This window comes from Xenorhabdus griffiniae, from assembly GCF_001028135.1.
Lineage (GTDB): Bacteria > Pseudomonadota > Gammaproteobacteria > Enterobacterales > Enterobacteriaceae > Xenorhabdus > Xenorhabdus bakwenae.
Window position 1 is genome coordinate 23,044 of record NZ_LDNM01000013.1, and the last position, 18,286, is coordinate 41,329.

At 39.4% G+C, this 18,286-nt stretch carries 14 protein-coding genes and 2 pseudogenes; 7 read left to right on the forward strand and 9 right to left on the reverse strand.

Going from position 1 to position 18,286, the window contains the following annotated elements; translation table 11 throughout:
* Window positions 1-322: 322 nt before the first annotated feature.
* Complete coding sequence (locus tag AAY47_RS21610; protein WP_152669758.1) at window positions 323-505, forward strand: hypothetical protein; 183 nt, start codon at window positions 323-325, stop codon at window positions 503-505.
* Window positions 506-743: 238 nt separating this feature from the next.
* Here the strand turns inward: AAY47_RS21610 and AAY47_RS04160 are convergent, their stop codons facing one another.
* Window positions 744-1,574, reverse strand: a complete 831-nt coding sequence (locus AAY47_RS04160; protein WP_047767174.1) for an alpha/beta fold hydrolase — start codon at window positions 1,572-1,574, stop codon at window positions 744-746.
* Window positions 1,575-2,193: 619 nt separating this feature from the next.
* A pseudogene (locus AAY47_RS21175) lies at window positions 2,194-2,337 on the reverse strand (IS5/IS1182 family transposase); the annotation flags it as partial.
* Window positions 2,338-2,940: 603 nt separating this feature from the next.
* On the opposite strand from AAY47_RS21175, the gene AAY47_RS04165 reads away from it, so the two are divergent.
* Window positions 2,941-3,927: a methyltransferase gene (locus AAY47_RS04165; RefSeq protein ID WP_047767175.1), complete on the forward strand. Its 987-nt coding sequence runs from the start codon at window positions 2,941-2,943 to the stop codon at window positions 3,925-3,927.
* 42 nt (window positions 3,928-3,969) lie between these two features.
* Here the strand turns inward: AAY47_RS04165 and AAY47_RS04170 are convergent, their stop codons facing one another.
* Window positions 3,970-7,062: a MexW/MexI family multidrug efflux RND transporter permease subunit gene (locus tag AAY47_RS04170; RefSeq protein WP_047767177.1), complete on the reverse strand. Its 3,093-nt coding sequence runs from the start codon at window positions 7,060-7,062 to the stop codon at window positions 3,970-3,972.
* 13 nt (window positions 7,063-7,075) lie between these two features.
* Window positions 7,076-8,212, reverse strand: coding sequence for an efflux RND transporter periplasmic adaptor subunit (locus AAY47_RS04175; protein ID WP_369813293.1), 1,137 nt, complete (start codon window positions 8,210-8,212; stop codon window positions 7,076-7,078).
* Window positions 8,213-8,660: 448 nt separating this feature from the next.
* Here AAY47_RS04175 and AAY47_RS04180 point away from each other — a divergent pair, with 448 nt between their 5' ends.
* A complete protein-coding gene (locus tag AAY47_RS04180) occupies window positions 8,661-9,791 on the forward strand; it encodes a thioester reductase domain-containing protein (protein ID WP_047767181.1) in 1,131 nt (376 codons plus the stop codon).
* A 101-nt stretch (window positions 9,792-9,892) separates the two neighbouring features.
* Here AAY47_RS04180 and AAY47_RS04185 read toward each other — a convergent pair whose 3' ends face one another.
* Window positions 9,893-10,783 carry a GNAT family N-acetyltransferase gene (locus AAY47_RS04185; protein ID WP_053014204.1) on the reverse strand — a complete coding sequence of 297 codons (891 nt, stop codon included), beginning with the start codon at window positions 10,781-10,783 and terminating at the stop codon, window positions 9,893-9,895.
* Between the two features lie 38 nt (window positions 10,784-10,821).
* Window positions 10,822-12,309, reverse strand: a complete 1,488-nt coding sequence (locus AAY47_RS04190) for a class I adenylate-forming enzyme family protein (RefSeq protein ID WP_047767183.1) — start codon at window positions 12,307-12,309, stop codon at window positions 10,822-10,824.
* Window positions 12,310-12,480: 171 nt separating this feature from the next.
* Here AAY47_RS04190 and AAY47_RS04195 point away from each other — a divergent pair, with 171 nt between their 5' ends.
* The 4 genes and pseudogenes from AAY47_RS04195 to bhsA all read left to right on the forward strand — a co-directional run bounded on the left by AAY47_RS04195 (window position 12,481) and on the right by bhsA (window position 15,043).
* Window positions 12,481-13,659 (forward strand): Cmx/CmrA family chloramphenicol efflux MFS transporter, encoded by a 1,179-nt coding sequence (locus AAY47_RS04195; protein WP_047767185.1) that lies wholly within the window; start codon window positions 12,481-12,483, stop codon window positions 13,657-13,659.
* Between the two features lie 239 nt (window positions 13,660-13,898).
* Window positions 13,899-14,219 carry a thioredoxin gene (gene trxA, locus AAY47_RS04200; RefSeq protein ID WP_047767188.1) on the forward strand — a complete coding sequence of 107 codons (321 nt, stop codon included), beginning with the start codon at window positions 13,899-13,901 and terminating at the stop codon, window positions 14,217-14,219.
* Window positions 14,220-14,484: 265 nt separating this feature from the next.
* A pseudogene (locus AAY47_RS21625) lies at window positions 14,485-14,607 on the forward strand (thioredoxin-disulfide reductase); the annotation flags it as partial.
* Between the two features lie 184 nt (window positions 14,608-14,791).
* Window positions 14,792-15,043, forward strand: a complete 252-nt coding sequence (gene bhsA / locus AAY47_RS04210; RefSeq protein ID WP_047767192.1) for a multiple stress resistance protein BhsA — start codon at window positions 14,792-14,794, stop codon at window positions 15,041-15,043.
* Between the two features lie 275 nt (window positions 15,044-15,318).
* On the opposite strand, the gene AAY47_RS04215 is transcribed toward bhsA, so the two are convergent.
* From AAY47_RS04215 to AAY47_RS19910, 3 genes are all read right to left on the reverse strand, one after another.
* Window positions 15,319-16,329, reverse strand: coding sequence for an omptin family outer membrane protease (locus tag AAY47_RS04215; RefSeq protein WP_235428285.1), 1,011 nt, complete (start codon window positions 16,327-16,329; stop codon window positions 15,319-15,321).
* 235 nt (window positions 16,330-16,564) lie between these two features.
* The gene (locus AAY47_RS04220; protein ID WP_047767195.1) at window positions 16,565-17,134 is read right to left on the reverse strand and encodes a HutD family protein; all 570 of its coding nucleotides are present in this window, start codon (window positions 17,132-17,134) and stop codon (window positions 16,565-16,567) included.
* A 378-nt stretch (window positions 17,135-17,512) separates the two neighbouring features.
* On the reverse strand, window positions 17,513-18,265 hold the full coding sequence (locus tag AAY47_RS19910) for an energy transducer TonB (protein ID WP_053014205.1): 753 nt from the start codon (window positions 18,263-18,265) through the stop codon (window positions 17,513-17,515).
* Window positions 18,266-18,286 lie beyond the last annotated feature (21 nt).

Here is an 18,286-nt window from a genome sequence, read left to right on the forward strand (position 1 = left end):
CGCGAATACAATAAATAACCCTAATAATTATCACACATAAAATAAAACATTCCCTTAACGTTATTTAAAATATATAAATCCATTCAAAACGCTTTTTTATCTCTTTTGTGATCATTTTTTCTATAAAATAATAAAAAACAAATTGTTAAAAAAATGTAAATAGAACATCAATACAATAAAAAAATCAATAGCAAAAAACACAGAACACTTGTAAAAATGAGTATGTTGACATTAATCCTCGTTCTAACGTCAACTTCGTTTCTACATAATTTATCGTTATGTTTTTATTCATGTTAATTCCTAACTCTATGAGGTACAGATTATGAAAAGAAAATTAGCTGCTTGTATGCTTTCATTACTCGTAGGAACAATCATCACAACTAACGCAAATGCGTTTTTATGTAAAGCGTTTAATCCAGATGTACGGGAATCATGTGACAATTTATGTAATATAATACCTGATGGCGGTACCGCTCTTAAACTCGCTAAAGGCTTTTGCTTATAACTGTAACTTAGTTATAACACTGTACGAAAAACAAAGATATTCTTGTTTTTATTGAATTATATTCTAGCCTGAATTTTGCTATTACAGTAAAAAACTGAGGTTAGAATAGAGATAACAGTGAAGTGATGACACCTTAAAATATAATAGTGGGAGCGCTTTTACGTGTTTTACTAAATAAATAGGTAATAAAAGTCTCCCTCTATTATTTATCATAATCAATGGATTATTACACTTAGTTTCATTGAAAATCCTTAAGAAATTTGACCAGGATAGGATTAAATAATTCCGGTGCCTCCCAGAACGGGGCATGACCAACACCAGACAAATTAAATACCTTTCCTTTCCAAAGAGTTAGGTAATTCAGACCATTAATATAATCAAAATTAATATAAGGATCATCTGCTCCATTAACAATCGCCAATGGCATTTCACTGGATTCGGCCAATAGTTTTTGATCCGTTGCCTGAGAAGAAAGAAAGGCCTCAAACATAGACTGCCGGGCCAATCCCTCTGTTCTTACCACCGCTTCAATGATAAAAGGTTCATGAGGAGCATTAACACCATAGGTATCAGATACAAAAATTTTGATATCTTCCTCAGTAAATTCCACCTTACCGGCAAGCCCCAAACCAGGGCGGAAACCCAGAGCCACGTTATCGGCACCGGCGGATACCGGCGGCGTACCGCAAATCATTAAGCCAATCATCTTAGGAAATAACGCCAACATTTCCAACCCAATATGACCACCTAATGACCAACCAAACACCACCACTCTGTTAATGCCTATTTTTTCCAGTACCTCAATGACCGTATGTGCATAACCCTGCATTGAATAGGCCTGACGTGGTTCACTGGCATTTGATGATGAACCATGCCCTGGCAAATCTAACGCCAAAACCCGATACTGTCCTTTTAATTGGTTAATTTGATGACGAAATATTTCTTTACAGCTTGAATTGCCATGAATTAACAAAACGGGCAATCCATTTCCGCCCGTATCGATGACCGATATATTTGCATAACGAGTGCGGATATTATAGTGATGAATATGATGATGTGTAGTAACCATTATTTATCTCCTCAAGGGTCAATAACAGATTGGTTTAAGGAAATGTTAGAAATTTCGACTGTTCTACCGAATTGAGATTAGTTTAACGTTAATATTAATTTTATTTATAATAACCTGATTTTTTTATCCTCTGCAATATATACAGTGCTCTTTTCCCACTTAAAATCTATCAGTGACTGCATATTTTTCGCCTATTTTTTAGATATACAAAACACCTATCACAAATTTTCAACATCAAACTTTGAACCAGATAAGTAATGTTGTATACCAAGCCAACTTCAAGATGCGGGGAAATATAAGACCTTGCGTCTTCGCAAGGCTGGATTTAATTTTTTCGGGCGATCTACGACACCTGAATTTGATACGAACTGCACGACTGAAGCACTTGTTTATGGTGCACCAACGCGCAATCCTTGGAATTAATGAACGCATTCCAATCACTTAGCTTTTGGTACTGTGCGAGAATTGAGAGATGAGGCGTGATTCCTCTCAGATTTCCGGCCTTATAGTGTAACCGTCCGGTGATCTCACCTTGCTTTGCCAATGTTAGTAATTCAGACTTAATCTGATGAGATGGACGTCCCACATGGCGTCAATTGTACCAAAATGAATAGCATACTCATTTTACGGGAGAGTCCATACTGGCATAATTCCGTTCAAATTTATCGTATCTCGTTGCTATTGCTCGAAAATGTTTTATTCGAGCAATAGCATTTTCCACCAAACGGCGATGACGGTATAAATATTCATCAATGCTTTGGTCTGTTTTTTGACTATTTTTGCCGTGAAATTTTTCGGTTCGAGGCGACAGAACCGTCCTCCATCCAGACACAGACTTGCAAAACGTTTTTGGCGAGGTCAATGTCAATGACTTTAATCGTATTCATGAGATGTTCTCCCGAAATTCAGTGCATCAGAAAAAAAGATGGCACTATTTGCTGCTGAAAAAGGGACGTCCATCACATCACTACATTATAATGTTTATCAATTTCATACTATTATTTGATGCCATGTAGTGGTAACAGTTCATATAGAATGATAGGCAAGATCTCACATTTTTAATATGGTTATCATGAGCAAAAGTAACACTCTTTTCTTTCAATAAACATACAGACCAGAGATAGGAATCTATCAATGATATCGTATTGAATGTATAAAATTATCAATACCTGACTAATGATTAATTTTTAATTAAAGTGGAATCCCGCCCTGTATAGAATGATGTAAGCTAAAAAGATAGCGTAACCAGATAGTTAACAATATTTCGTAATTGAATTTTTTCATACTAATGAATTCGCAAAATAAAATTTTCGGTAAAAAATATTTTTCGACCCTATTGATAAAATTTGAATAAGGAAAATAAATAATGTTATTTGAACTGACGGTAGCTTATCGCAAATCGGCAGCACTATTTGCCTTTGTAGAGAGCAAAGCACCTTTATACTTAAATAACCAAGCAGGGAGAACGGTGAAAGAACTTGCCCAATTATGCAATATTCCACAAGATAAAATCGAACGGTTATGTAACTATATGCAATCCCTTAAAGTGTTAGAAAAAAAAGAGGATAAGTTTTACCTTACTGAGCCATGCTTATCACTCAGTAATCCAAACAGTTTTAAAACAACGCATATAAAATTCGAGCTAAACCCAGCAATCTGGAACGCCTGGTCACAATACAGCGCATCCTTAACTGAAACGAACAGTAAATCTGCCTTTGAGCTTTATCATAATGAACCCCTTTATGATTATTTCAATCATGAGGAAAACCATTCCCACAAAATGGACTTTGATAATTTAATGGCAAAAATGTCTGAGGTAATGAGTAAACATATTATTAACTCTATCTCTTTAAATGGGATTTCTTCAATTATTGATATAGGTGGAGGGTTAGGCTCTTTGGCAAAAAATATAAAAATGCACTACCCTGATATTCAATGTCATGTCATGGATCAATATGATTTCACCCGAAATGAGTCAGAAGGAATTACATTTATCAATGGAGATTTCTTTTCTACTATTCCATCCGGATATGATGCCTATTGTTTAAAAAATGTCTTGCATAATTGGCCGGATAATCGGGCGATTAATATTCTGAAAAATTGCCATGATGCAATGAGTGAAAACTCTGTTTTATATATTATTGAGATGGTTAAAGAACCCAACATTTCAGATGCTGCATCATTTGATCTATATATGGATATTATGTTGTCAGGTAAAGCACGATATCAGTCTGAATTTCAATCGATCGCAGAACACGCTGGCCTGACAATCACCAATATACAAGACTTGAAACTTTCCCTAACCGGCAGTAGGGAGTGTATTATTGAAATGAAGAAACAACCTAAATTATAAATAAGATATCTCCCCGCTCTGCGGGGAGATATTGGCAGCAGGTTAATGTTTTGAGTTCAGTATCTCATCTGCTTTATTCAATAGCTGTTTTCTCGGTGTTACCGCTGCTGCTGTGTGATTTCTCGCCAAAAATACGTATATCGTCGGCAACACAAACAAGGTGAAAAACGTTCCCACCAACATTCCGGTGACGATCACAAGCCCAATACCAAAACGACTGTTGGCACCGGCTCCACTTGCAAATAGCAATGGGATCAAACCAATCACCATCGCCGCCGTTGTCATCAATACTGGACGAAGGCGAATTTTCGCCGCCTGTACGATGGCAGAACGTTTATCCAGCCCCTCACTTTCCTGCAATTTATTGGCAAACTCCACCATCAGGATACCGTGTTTACTGATAAGCCCGATTAATGTCACCAGACCAATCTGGGTATAAATATTCAAGGTGATATAACCCATCGCCAACGGTATCAGGGCACCACAAATTGAAAGTGGTACGGTGATAAGGATAATCAACGGGTCAACCAGGCTTTCATATTGCGCTGCCAATACCAGATAGATGATCACCAATGCGGCCAGAAACGTCAGAGCCAATGCGTTCCCTTCCTGCTTATATTGGCGGGAGTCTGATTGCCAGTCATGGCTGTAACCTGCCGGCAGATCACCCGCAATACCCTCAAGAAGATCTACTGCTTGCCCTAATGTGACCCCAGGGGCGGGAATAGCCTGAAAAATAGCCGCATTCTGTTGGTTAAATTGGGTCAGTTTGTTGGGTTCGACTCTTGTCGAGACAGAAACGAGGGTCGAAAGCGGGATCATTTTTTGGTCTTCCGTCCTGACATAATGGTGAGACAATGCTTCCGGCGTTAATCGCTGACGACTGATACTTTGCGGAATAACATCATAAGAGCGGCCTTGCATACTAAACCGGTTGATGTAGTTTTCCCCGACCAGCACCGCAAGAGATTCGCCAATATCCTGCATTCTTATCCCTAAGCTATTGGCTTTGGCACGATCAATCTGCACTTGTACCACAGGATTGTTGTAATCCAGATCGCTGTCCACAACAACAAACAGCCCACTTTCACGCGCACGTTGTTTGATCTCTTCCATCGTCCGGTATAGCGCAGGGTAGTCTTCAACACTGCGGAGTACCATTTGAATCGGCAAGCCTCCCGTAGAACCTGGCAATGGGGGGAGCTGGAAGATAAAGACACTGCTTCCCTCAACATCATTGACCTCACTTTGCAATTGCGCCTGAATCTCTGCCGCTGAGCGCTTACGTTCATCCCATGCCGATAAATTCACTCCACCAAAACTGGCCGAAGGCCCATCAGTACCATTGACAATCCATGTTTCGACCGCCTCTGGGATTTCGCGGAAGATGCCACTCAGTTTATGAGCAAAACGTTCTGCATAATCCAAATTAGCATATTGCGGAGATTTGATGGCGGCCAGCACCACGGCTTGGTCTTCCGAGGGGGCCAACTCCTGCCGAGCATGTTGATACAGCAAAGGCAAACTGATCACAACCAGTAAGACAAACCCGCCCATGACCCAACGGTAGCGCAATGAAACATTGAGTACGAGAGAATAATAATGCGCCAATTTTTCGAAAAAAACCTCAGCCGACCGAGCAATTCGCCCCTCATTCTGTTTAGAATGAAGTAAAAAAGAACTCATCACTGGGGATAACGTTAACGCCACCACGCCAGACACGATAACGGAACCGGCTAATGTCAGCGCAAACTCTTTAAACAGTGCTCCCGTCAGCCCTGACATTAAGCCAATCGGCGCATAAACAGCAGCCAGTGTAATCGTCATCGCAATGACCGGTCCTGCCACTTCTCTTGCACCGATTAACGCGGCAATAACTGGTGGTTTCCCTTCTTCAATATGGCGGTGAACGTTTTCAACAACGACAATAGCATCATCCACCACCAACCCGATAGCTAACACCATTGCCAATAGCGTCAATAAATTAATGCTAAAACCAAAGGCCAGCATGAGTCCTGCCGCGCCCAACATCGATAAAGGAATGGCGACAATTGGGATCAGTACGCTACGTAATGAGCCTAAACAGAAGAAAATCACGGTAATTACAATGATTAGTGCTTCCAGTAAGGTATGTACGACTTCTTTAATTGAAGCATTAATAAAACGAGCAGTATCAAATGACAACTCTACTTCCACACCGGGTGGAAGAGTTTTCCGGATATCGGGAAACAGCTTATTGATGCCATCAACAATCACTAGCGGATTTCCCGTTGGGGTGGAAAATAACGCCAGATACACCGCCATTTTATCATTGTATATACCGCTGCTGTCTGTTGTGGCAGAACCTAACTCCACAGTGGCAACATCTTTCAGACGGACTAATGCATTGCCGTCATTGCGAATAACGAGATCACGAAAATCCTCGATACTGGTCAGATCAGTATTCACATGGATATTTGAAATAACAAACTCCCCTTTGACTTTACCCGGTGCCGCCTGATAGTTATTCTGCCTGACGGCGGCGGCAACATCGGCGGCCGTCAATCCACGCCCTGCCAGCTTGTCCACATCCAGCCACAGGCGCATGGAGAGTTTCTGCCCGCCAAAAATTTCGATTTTTGAAACGCCCTCAATCGACGAATACATGGGTTCAACCACGCGGGAGAGGTAATCAGTCAGTGCCGATGCCGACAGAGTATCACTGGAAAATCCAACATAAGCCACAGCCGTGGATTCTCCCGATGAAAGTTCAATGACGGGATCATAAGCTTCTTTCGGCAGCTTGTACCTGACCTGATTGACCTTGGCCATGACTTGTGCCAGGGCTTGGGTTGAATTACGGTTCAATTCCATACGGACAGTGACAACACTCCTACCCTGTACAGAAGACGAAGATAGATAATCCACCCCTTCGACAGAAGAGACGGCTTGTGCAATTGGTTGGGTGACAAACCCTTGCATCAGATCGGCGGATGCCCCCGGATAGGTCGTTGTAATGGTGATGGTTGAGCTTTCTAGTTGTGGATACTGCCGAATGTTAAGTTTGCTCACGGCAAACACGCCCAGTAACAGAATCAATGTGCTCACCACCAATGCGAGTACCGGACGACGAACGAAAAGATCGGTAAAAGTCATTTTTCCGCCTCCATCAAGAATCCGTAGCCGCTGATTCCGCTGCCTTCAGCGTATCGACGGCAATGGCAACAACTGCTGTCCCATCCGTTAATTTCATTTGTCCTGATGTGACGACCTGCTCCCCCTGAGACAACCCTTTTTTGATTTCAACCAAGCCATCCCAACGCTGGCCAACGTCAACCGAAACCCGTTTTACGGTCATTCCCTGCGAAGTGACCGGCTTGCCTGCTTGATTTTCCTCCTGCTCCGTCAGTTGAGTAACAAAAACGGTGTCACCATAGGCGGTATAGGTGACGGCAGTTTCCGGGATAACCAGCGCTGGCTGGTTATTCTGGCGCATAACCTGAATGTTGGCATACATGCCGGCTTTCAGTTTTCCGCCGGCATTATTCAGCCGAGCCTGTACTTGCACCGTGCGGGAATTACCAATCAACGGATCTATCGCATTGACAGTGGCGGGGAAATTTTGATTCGGATACGCATCAACCTGTAGGTTAACGGACTGCCCGACATGCAATTCAGGGCTTGTCTGTTCATTCAGAGAAAAATTGAGTTTCAGATTGTTAGCATCCACCAAAGTGGCAATCGCATCTCCGGCATTCAGGTATTGTCCCTCGTGTATTTGCCTTATTCCCATCACCCCTGAAAAAGGTGCCCGAATGTTTTTTTGGGCAATCAGTGCTTCTGTTTGACGAATGGCTGCTGATGCCATATCGCGCTCTGCTAATGCCTTATCCAATTCTGATGTGGAAACGACCTTGCTGGTAAATAATTTATTAGTGCGTTGATATAACCGCTCCGCATTTCTCCATTGCGCCTTTAGGCGGGCAAGATCTGCCTTTTCAACCGCATCGTTGATTTGCACCAATAATTGCCCTTTTTCTACATATTGACCCGATTCAAATTCAATTTTGACGACCCTGCCACTGGTTTCTGCCGCCAGATGAACTTGTCGCTCAGCTTCAAGTTCTCCGACGCCATATAATGCTTTTACTAAAGTGGTTTTTTTTACCTCTGCCAGAGCCACTTTTACTGGAGGGTAGTCGATATTTCCTGAATTATTCCGGTCAGAACCCTGCTGGACATAAACGAAGAACCCGATTAGCGCCAATAAAACTATTCCTAGACCAACAACAATTGTCTTATTCATCATCTCTCTCAATCCTTAGTCATATACCAATTCAACTTCGAGATGCGTGTTATCACTCTCCGCTTCGTGGGGGAGTAATAACGCTTCGCGTCGTCTTGCACGCTGTATCTTGAAAAGTGGTGGGTATACACATGGAAATAACGATCTCAAATAACCCGCTTTTAAACAATCAATTATTATATTGAATATGAAGTCAAGTCAATAATCTTTTATCTTGTCATTAATATCAAACAAAATAGTTACATAATTTAATTATAAAATTAATAATAAATTGCATTGAAACTATATCAGTAAGGTATTATTTTTTTGTTTTTCAGCCTTTTTTATTCACCTTTTATCAAAAAACAAGCATTGACATAAATTTAACTCAATTAAATAATTGAATCTTCATAACAAATAGTTATAAAAACACAATTTCACTAGTAAATATTCTATAAAGGTAATTAGGATGATAAAAGTAAAATATAACGTTTTATTAACGGGTGCAACCGGTTTTATTGGCTCACATCTTTTGGACTTTTTTTTGCAGAAAGAAGAAATAGGCACAATTTATTTATTATGCAGAACCGTTGATGATGAAAACAAATTATCTCGTGTAGAAGAAGCCTATAAAAAATTTTCTATAGAAGGTATTCACTACTTAAAGTCCGCAAAAAATATTAAAGTTATAGAAGGAGACATTACTTTACCCCAGTGTGGAATTAACCATTCAGATTTTCAAGAATTGTGCAATGAAGTCGATGTTATTTATCATATAGCCGCACGAGTGAATCACGTGCGTCCCTATGACGTACTAAAAGCGCCTAATGTTGATAGTGTCAATGACATGATTACTATGGCTAACACAGGTAAAAAGAAAGTGATAAATTATGCCTCTACGCTTTCAGCCGCCTCTAAAACGGATGAATACGGGAATATTGTGGAGGATTTTCCCGGAGACACCATGCTCAATTCTGAAATGGGATACTTAATTTCTAAATGGGAAGCTGAACGCCTGTTGGAAAGTTTCGTAAAAAAAGGGGGTAAAGCAAACATATTTCGTTTGGGTTATATTTCAGGGCACAGTAAAACAGGAGAGGCACCCTTTGCTGATAATCAATTTATGCTTTTCATGAAGAGCTGTATTCAGTTAGGTTACGCTCCTATTTTTCCGGGTCTTATGAATTTTACCCCTATTGATTATACCGTATCCATCATGGCGTTAACTAAATATACCATTGAAACCGGCAATGTCCTTAATTTATTTAATTATGAAGGCCTGATAAATTGGAGCGATATTATTGCCTGGCTAAATAACTGCGGATTTAATATAGAACTAGTAGAATATTATCAATGGCAAAAAAAATTACTTTCCAGCGGTGAAAGTAATGCCCTGTCCCGTTTCTTGCCACTCTATGGTGTAGAAGACTCCTATGATAAGTTATTAAGTCTCTGGCAGGAAATAGATAAATTTCACCATACAAAAACAAAAGAAGCAACGGGGATGATTGATATGACATTGCCAAAATTACGTTATGATTTACTGAATACTTATTTGGCTTATTTGCAAAAGAAGGATTTTTTACCGATGCCAATTTAACTTCACAGAGCATGTTATCTCTCCCCCGTATCGCGGAGAGAGATAAGTCTTATTTCCGTATTATTGATGGCAACTTGAAAGATGGTAGCTAGCTTACAAAATTACCCTAAGTCTAAATTAGCAATACCATACATATCATTTGGCATATTCATTTTAAAACTACCATTGTGCATATAAACAACATGATATTGTTCAAATAACTCTCTTTTTCTTAAAAAAGAAAAAAATGATCCATGTACATATTCAGGTAAGAAAATAGAGATTTTTGTGTTTTCCGGCAAGCCTGAAGTTAATGCGTTAAATAACTCCTCCGCATCGGCTGGCGTTCTTGCGACTAATGGCCCAATACGGAAACCATCGGGCAAAGGCCGAATCACACCATAACCATAAATGTCTCCATTAACCGTTTTTAAATATGAGGTATGTCCAGGGAAAGATAACCAACTGTTTAGAAAATTTTGCCGTAATGTTGGAAAAAACAGACCGTCATATTTTATGATATTGTCAATATGATGGGGTTTAACGATAGATATTTCTTTTATATTTTCTGATGCTATTTTTTTTAGTTTTCCCGTATAGTGAACGATATTATAAATAGGCTTTAACCCTGACCTTGTATAATTAGAAACCATGTGAGGCATTGCATTTGAACCGATATCCCGATTACCTGAATGGGATCTCGCAACTTTACATACCGCTTTTCCATATCCTTTTCCCCTAAACTCATTATTAACTAAATAGTTACCCCATATCGCATACTGTTCTGAGTGATTGATGAGAGAAACAGCCGCAACAGCCTGATCAGCAAGCCATCCAATGAAAAGCCCATCATTATCCACTGAATACATACAATCTGCGTCATGGTAACCAATATTCCAACCTTCTTTATTCCCCCATTGAACGACACACTCCCAATCCTGACGTGTGGCTTTTTTAACTGTAAAATCATTTGACTTATTTATAAAGATTATCTTTTTCTCTGATGAGTTCATTATTTATTATTTCCTGGCTAATTATTTTTAACGATAACTTAATTTCTTAAGTTATTATTAATAAACGTTAAAAGTTCAGTATGATTTATTTTTCCTACTGCCGTTTTAGGTAATTTATCTATGGTAAGAAAATGTTTCGGTATTTCATAAGGCAATAATTCTTTATGACACAGGCTAACTAACTCATTGACTTTTGAATATTTATTTGAATTGGTTTCGATAACGGCGACAGGAATAGTATTAAGCCTAACATCGGGAACGCCTACTATTGCGGCCTCATTAACCCAAGGGTGAGTTTCCAGTAAATTCTTTATTTTCTCAGGCTGGATTTTAAATCCACCTCGTATAATCATGTTATCGGCTCGCCCTAATATCCAGAGAAAACCATCATCATCAATATTCGCTAAATCACTGGTACGGCTCCACCGGCACTTATTCTCCTCTGAGATCCTTCCTTCCGGGCAAACTTCTAAGAAACCGGCTTGTCCAATGGGAAGTTCGTGACCAAATTCGTTGGTAATTCGAAGCTTTATACCGGGGTATGCTTTACCTGCACTACCTGATTTTAAGGTCCACCATTCCCTATGTAATTCGTAATTCCAGCCTGCAACAGCACCCGCAAATTCAGTTGCGCCATAGGACATTAACACTCGTATTCCGTAAAGAGCCAGAATTTGATCAATTAATTTAGTGGGACAATAGGTTGAGCCAGAGGTAATTATCTTTAATGAATTAATTTTAGCCGGATCAATATTGGCGCTTTGTAAATCATGCAAAGCAGCAGGTACAAGAAATGTTGCTCGTATTTTGTGGCGCTCGATGGCTTCAACCCAAGGTTCTAACACAAATTTAGGCATTAATACTATTTTTCTTCCGGTATATAGAGCGCTTAATACTCCCCATAGACCAGAGATGTGAAAAATTGGCATTGACACTAATGAGACTGAATCAATTAATAATTGATTGTTCCTGGGTGTTTGCCCGCTTGCTATAAGAGAGTTTTCTATTTCTTTATAGCTTAATTTTATTTGTTTAGGTATTCCCGTTGTGCCTGACGTTAATATTTCAATGGCAATATCAGAAGCAGTTATATTATTTGTGTGTAATTGCCTCCCAATAGAATAAATTTCCCCACTATGATTTAATTCAAAAATCACAGTATTCATCATTATTTCGCTCAGCAATCTTTTATCTTGAAATAATGTCGCTCCGACTATAATCACCTTGATATTTAATTGTTTGACATCTTCTAATAATTTTTGTGCCAATTTTAAAGGGTTTAATACAACTATAGTCTGCTTGCTCTCCAAGAGTTTCAAAAGAACCGCAATATGTTCAGGACGATTTTCCAGAATAACGCCAACTCTTTCAAATTTTGGCACACCTGTTTTTTGTAATAACTCATCAATCCTATTTGTAATGCCACGTATTTTTGCCCATGTCCACCAAGATTGAAGATATTCAATTGCATTAGCATCGTCCGGTGTTTCATAGAGTAATCGCTTAAAATGTTCACGAATTCCCATAAATGCTCCTTACATTTATTAATAGGTTTCTTGGATTCGCCTAATAAGTGTAATTTCTAAGAAAGGCGACACGCATCTTGAAGCTGGGTTGATATAGATATTAAAAATTCAATTTATAAATTGAATGATAATAATGTAATATACTTAAAGTCAATCACTATGGAGTCCATGATGGCCATTTCAAATGTTACTCAATCGCGTATTCCGGTGGTAGTTTACCTCTTAGGAATCAGCCTGTTTGCGATGGGAAGCTCTGAATTTTTGATCTCAGGTGTGTTACCAAAAATTGCTGAGGACTTACAAATTTCTTTACCGCTGACAGGAACGTTAATTTCCGCTTTCGCAGTAGGGGTTTTACTTGGAGCTCCCCCTATGGCAGTGGCAACACTACACTGGCCCAAACGCACAACGTTATTGATCAGTCAGGCGTTATTTATTGCCGCCACTGCCGCCGGAATGCTTTCACAAGGTTATTGGTCATTATTAGTTAGCCGTATTGTGGGAGGCGTGGCTTATGCCGGATTTTGGGCGGTCGCGGCAACGACAGCGGTTAATTTGGTCACCAAGGAGCACACAGCAAGAGCACTGTCCATTATGGTGAGTGGGCTAAGTATGGCAATGGTGATTGGAGGGCCGCTTGGCACCATGATCAGTGATATTGCCGGATGGCGGGCTGGATTTTGGGTGATTGCCGTGGTCACGTTGATTACCGCGATTGTCTTGTGGTTTATGCTGCCCGACATACAACAGGGGCAGTCTCCCGTATTACATATTGAGTTAAAAACGATGGCCCGTCCCGGATTATGGGTGGCTTATGGTACGACAATCCTGACAACCGCTGCTTATATGGCAATCTTCGGCTATTTAGGAGCGCTGCTTATTGATACCAGCAAACTGACCGTCACCTGGCTTCCGGCGGTTCTCTCCCTGTTTGGTATCGGGGCTTTTTTCGGACTCACTATTGGTGGCCGTACAACTGATAAATACCCTTTCAGGACGCTGATTATTGGCACATTGGGCGTTATACTGATCTCTGTTGCATTAGCCTTTTTAGCCGAAAATTTGATTCTCACCATTTGCCTGGTATTTTTGCTCGGTATATTCGGCTTCGTCGTCAATCCTGCGGTCATGAACCGGGTTTATACCATTGCCGATGGTGCCCCCACATTAGCCGGAGCAACCAACGTCTCGGCCTTTCAGCTTGGGATTACATTGGCCCCTTTACTTGCCGGGTTAGCTATCAATGCCGGTTATGGTTTAGCTTCTATTGGTTGGGTGAGCGCACTACTGGCAATGACCGCTCTTATTCCGATCCTGCTTGATTATTATGTAAATAAAGTAAAATGTTAGTGATACCCGTTGTCTGACCCCATGACAAACCTCATTGAAAATCATGATTTTTTTTAACATTCGCCGCTTTTTATCCCTGAGCGCATGTGATTTCTCAGCAATTCATTGGCACCTGATGCGATATGTCTTGTTCAAGACACACTAAATTAAAATAACATTCAATATAATAATTGACTATGTGATATCAGGTATTCTAAGATAACCATAACCGTATGCATAATCCTGATTAAGGATCCAATATGAGTACATTAATTGAACTAACCGAAGCGAATTTTGATAGTGTTATCAATACGAAAGGGGTTTGTGTTGTCCGGTTCTGGGCACCGTGGTGTGGGCCTTGCCTTGCCGTTGCTCCTACATTCAGCCAATTATCAAACGACATGAAAGAGAACGCCACTTTTGGAGAGGTTAATATCGATGATTTTCAGAATATTGCCGTAAAATATGGTATTCGCAGTATACCCACGACATTAGTTTATAAAGATGGAAAACCCGTAGATTCTCTGATTGGCGTTGTTTCACTATCACAATTTAAGAGTCTGGTTTCTCAAAATTTGTAGCCCTGTCTGAATTAATTCAGTAAATTATTGGGCTGATTTATTTTGTTAATCCCGCTTTAGATCCCAGGATTATCATTTACGGATAAAACAAGGAGCATTTAATGTCTTTTTATACGAAAGTGCTAATTATAGGAACAGGCCCTGCGGGATATATTACGGCGATATATGTCGCCAGAGCGGGTCTTTCTTTTATTGTAGCCTTCGGTGATAAAAATAAATATCAGGCAGAGAGTATAATCATTGCAACCGGGTTAACCATACGTTCTCTGGTGTATTTGCCGCCGGAGATGTTGCTGATGGCAAATATCATCAGGCCATTACTTCTGCGGGTTCTGAGTGTATGGCTGTGCTTGATGCGAAAAAATGGTTACAGATTAATAATCGGTAACCACTATTAATTTATATTCTATTCTCAAATTTTATGCTCTCAAATTAATATGTTTATATTTTTCTCTATATCTCTTGACCTAAAGCTAACTTTAGATTTTGTAGTAAAAACCTGACGTTTCTGTCAAATTTATAAAATACTATATAGATTTTTCGCAAACTGAAAATTAACATAGGATTTCAAAATGAAAAATTCAAGATACATTACTTTATTATTTGTATTAAGCGCTATTTCATTTGGCTCATCGGCCGCAATTGAGGTCAGATCAGCTGTAGGAGAGAAGATTGGCGTTATTTCTGTAACAGGAGCAGAAACTTTGGATGCACTCACTGATAAATTATCCAAAAAGGCTGATGAGGCTGGAGCAAAATATTTTCGAATCACTTCTGCTGTTGGTCAAAATAATTTAAATGGAACTGCCGAAATATATAGATAATTGATAGTGCCCCATCCAATAATGGCATTATCCTATACCCATCCAACCTTCAAGATGCGTGTTATATTTCCCCGCTGCGCGGGGAAATATAAGGCCTTGCGTCGTTCTGCGGATTGCAACCTGAAATTGATCAAGTGACATATTAACATGTACCTGAATCAAATTTTAGGTGTGATCTAGTACGGAATAATTAGTCGGACTTGGCACCGACAATGCTTTTTAAACTGACAGATACCGAAAAAACGGTAACTGTCAGTGATATCATCATAAGAAAATTAAAAATGGTACTGTAATCCAAGATCGATACTGTAGTTTCGGTTTTCAATTCCGCCAGAATTATCACCTAAATCTTCGGTGTAGCCAGTATCATAATAGATGAGCTTCGTTTGACCTTTACCTTCACGATATTTGTTCCAGGTAAACGCCGTATATACCTTCGTATTTTGAGTTAAATAATAACCGGCATCTATACTGGCACCAAAATAACGCACTTTATCAGATCGCTGAGGAAAGGTTAAACGACGCATATAGTGCTCATCGTTACCCCAGGCTTTTACCCACGGGCTATATTTTAGTAAAAGGCTAAATTCAAAATCCTGATAGCGGTACTGTCCAGTTAATCCAATATAGGGCAGGCTATATTTTTGTTTATAGCCAACTCCGGCCACCCCCGCAGGAAATTCTCCGATATCAGCGCCATTATCATAGACATAATTACCGCCATAAGCCGTCCAACTAAAACGCGTTTCCTGATAACCTAATACCGCCCCCAATTTATAATTAAATTGTTTAATCAACCAACCTGCGGCATTTAAATCAAATTCATTGGCATCGTTTAGAGAAGTATCAGGGCTGGATGACCAATGAGTCCAATGACTCTGGTTTACATCCAGCCAGTCGTAATCAACCATTTTGCTATCACGTGACGATAATTTGACCCAACCACCCGCATTCATGGTTAGCCTGTCAAGGAGATCCCAGGAAACTTTGCCTCTGGCAATCAGAGCATCGCCAATTTTCCAATTCAATTGGCTACTTTTGTATTTTTGATCCTTAGTATATCCATAAAGATGTTCGTTAGATTCTCCTTTTAGCCAACCAAGCCCAAATGCAAAAGATACATTACCATCGTACCAATCTAATTGTGATAGAGCAGGTTCTGCCATGACTCCAAAAGAAAAAGCCAATAGTGGAGTCGCTCTCAAGATTTTTTTCATAATTATTAATGACCTTACCAGAGTGTAAATTAAGTTTTCACTACTTCTGTTATTTTGATAGCGATCCAAAACCAGCAGAGATAATTTATTTAACTATTAATAACAGAAATAATAATATCTTGGATATATTACTTTTATCGTTATATGTCTATAGTTTAAGATTATACGCTTTTAGCTATTTTTCATTTTTTTAGGTTAAATTTTTTTAACTAAAACTTGAAACCATTGGTTTTGAGCACATAAAACTAAGCGGCCCACTATAAAGCAGGCCGCTTATTGTATTAATTTTCAATGAGTATCCCATTCACCCAATCGGGCGTAAATCAACCCACAAAAGCTTGCTATCCACAATCAATGGCTTAATTACCCCTTCTCGTATATCTGGTAACCACCATGCACCTTGACCAAAAGCAAGCTGGACACAATTCGCCCCTGTCATTTCCCAGCGCCCTTTTAAAACATAAAGTACACCACTGTGTGACGTTGGCAGTAAACGTTCATCAGAAATCACTGAAATCTCAGAAGCCCAACATGAACGGCGAGTCATGATATTGAAACACTGTACAGGACCATCCAATAATTCCTCATGGGTCAAAATATCACCTGAAAAATTAAATGGCGTCATCTTTTTTACCAATTCGTGTTCCAAAAAGCCCGGACTGGTCAAGCGGACGCCCTTTCCTTCTAATAAAATGATTGAGCATTCAATATCAGGGAATTGCCCTAATATCCCACTTTGATGGATCGTCGTAAAACACGCTCGCCAGGCGAAATCATCAGACACAGGCCAGCAAACAATATCCCTAGTTTCGCCTTCCCCTCCAGACCATTGCACTCTTGGTAATGTTGCATAATCGAAACATTTCATTTTCATGCCACTCCTTCACCGCTTTTAAATTTTGTTTACAGAACTAAAAGATAACCCGTGTCAACTTGTTAACAGAAACATTGGCAAATAATTTCCCTTACGACAATATTGAGATAGTTGAAATGTGATTGATTCCCCGCATTCTTTTAAGAGCATGTTTACGCTCTCTGAATAAGTTGTACAACATGGGGATGAGAAAAAAATAGCCACGTGATCTGAGACGGGAATCGTTCGAGCAAATAAAGCCATTGCTGGAGACTGTACGCAAGCAGACTAAGCCTCGCTTGGTTGATCTTTATCACAATATTCTGTAGGGTGCTGTAGGTACTCAAAAATGGTTGCCAGTAGCGAATACTGCCAACTAAATGGGCATCTGCCCGGAACTTATTTTAAAAACTCTATATAAAAAGTCACTGTATTTTCAAATCCCTCTGGTGGTACTCCCACAGATTGACTATGAATAACAGCTATTAATGCCTCTTTATCTAATTTTCGGTTACCTGAACTTTTTATTAAAGTAGGTGATTTTATTTCACCTGTTGGCGTTACTAAAAATCTAACCTCAACGAGACCTTCAATTTTCTTTATTAGATTAGGATATTTGGTGTGTTTCGCAATTTCTTTGCGTAAATTCTCTCTGTAAAGATCTATTGCGCTAGGGTCAATATTACCAGACCGAGAGTTAAACTGTGGTTTTTTCGCATTGTCAGTTGCAGAAGAATCTGAGTTTTCAAGTTCATCACGTTTGTTTTCAATAGCGGATATTTTTTGGCTCTCACGGATTTTATTTATCCTTTTAGTTTCCCTTACAAGTTTATCCTCTGTAATATCTTTATTAACCTTATTTCCTTGTGTTTGTTTTGGTTTCTTTTTCATCTGAATTTCAGCTTCTTCTATATTATCAATATCAACGTTTTCTAAAGTTGGATCTTCACTGAATAAAGTGTCTTTTTTATGGTTAATCTCGTTAAATTCCTTAAATTTACTCTCGGCTGTTAACAATATAGGTGAAAATGACATATGATTGAGTGATTGAGACTTGTAATCTACCTGCTGAGTTGATGCAAATAATAACGAAAACACACCGGCATGAAGCAGTAATGAAAGCATTAAAGTAAGTAAATTATTTTTATTCATAGTTGTTCCATAAATGCATTC

Bases quoted from the DNA above. Each gene is read 5' to 3' on its own strand.
- bhsA (WP_047767192.1), top strand. From the start codon at position 14,792: ATGAAAAATTCAAGATACATTACTTTATTATTTGTATTAAGCGCTATT.
- AAY47_RS04165 (WP_047767175.1), top strand. From the start codon at position 2,941: ATGTTATTTGAACTGACGGTAGCTTATCGCAAATCGGCAGCACTATTT.
- AAY47_RS04175 (WP_369813293.1), bottom strand. From the start codon at position 8,212: ATGAATAAGACAATTGTTGTTGGTCTAGGAATAGTTTTATTGGCGCTA.
- AAY47_RS04170 (WP_047767177.1), bottom strand. From the start codon at position 7,062: ATGACTTTTACCGATCTTTTCGTTCGTCGTCCGGTACTCGCATTGGTG.
- AAY47_RS04180 (WP_047767181.1), top strand. From the start codon at position 8,661: ATGATAAAAGTAAAATATAACGTTTTATTAACGGGTGCAACCGGTTTT.
- AAY47_RS19910 (WP_053014205.1), bottom strand. From the start codon at position 18,265: ATGAATAAAAATAATTTACTTACTTTAATGCTTTCATTACTGCTTCAT.
- AAY47_RS04185 (WP_053014204.1), bottom strand. From the start codon at position 10,783: ATGAACTCATCAGAGAAAAAGATAATCTTTATAAATAAGTCAAATGAT.
- AAY47_RS04220 (WP_047767195.1), bottom strand. From the start codon at position 17,134: ATGAAAATGAAATGTTTCGATTATGCAACATTACCAAGAGTGCAATGG.
- AAY47_RS21610 (WP_152669758.1), top strand. From the start codon at position 323: ATGAAAAGAAAATTAGCTGCTTGTATGCTTTCATTACTCGTAGGAACA.
- AAY47_RS04190 (WP_047767183.1), bottom strand. From the start codon at position 12,309: ATGGGAATTCGTGAACATTTTAAGCGATTACTCTATGAAACACCGGAC.
- AAY47_RS04195 (WP_047767185.1), top strand. From the start codon at position 12,481: ATGGCCATTTCAAATGTTACTCAATCGCGTATTCCGGTGGTAGTTTAC.
- AAY47_RS04160 (WP_047767174.1), bottom strand. From the start codon at position 1,574: ATGGTTACTACACATCATCATATTCATCACTATAATATCCGCACTCGT.
- trxA (WP_047767188.1), top strand. From the start codon at position 13,899: ATGAGTACATTAATTGAACTAACCGAAGCGAATTTTGATAGTGTTATC.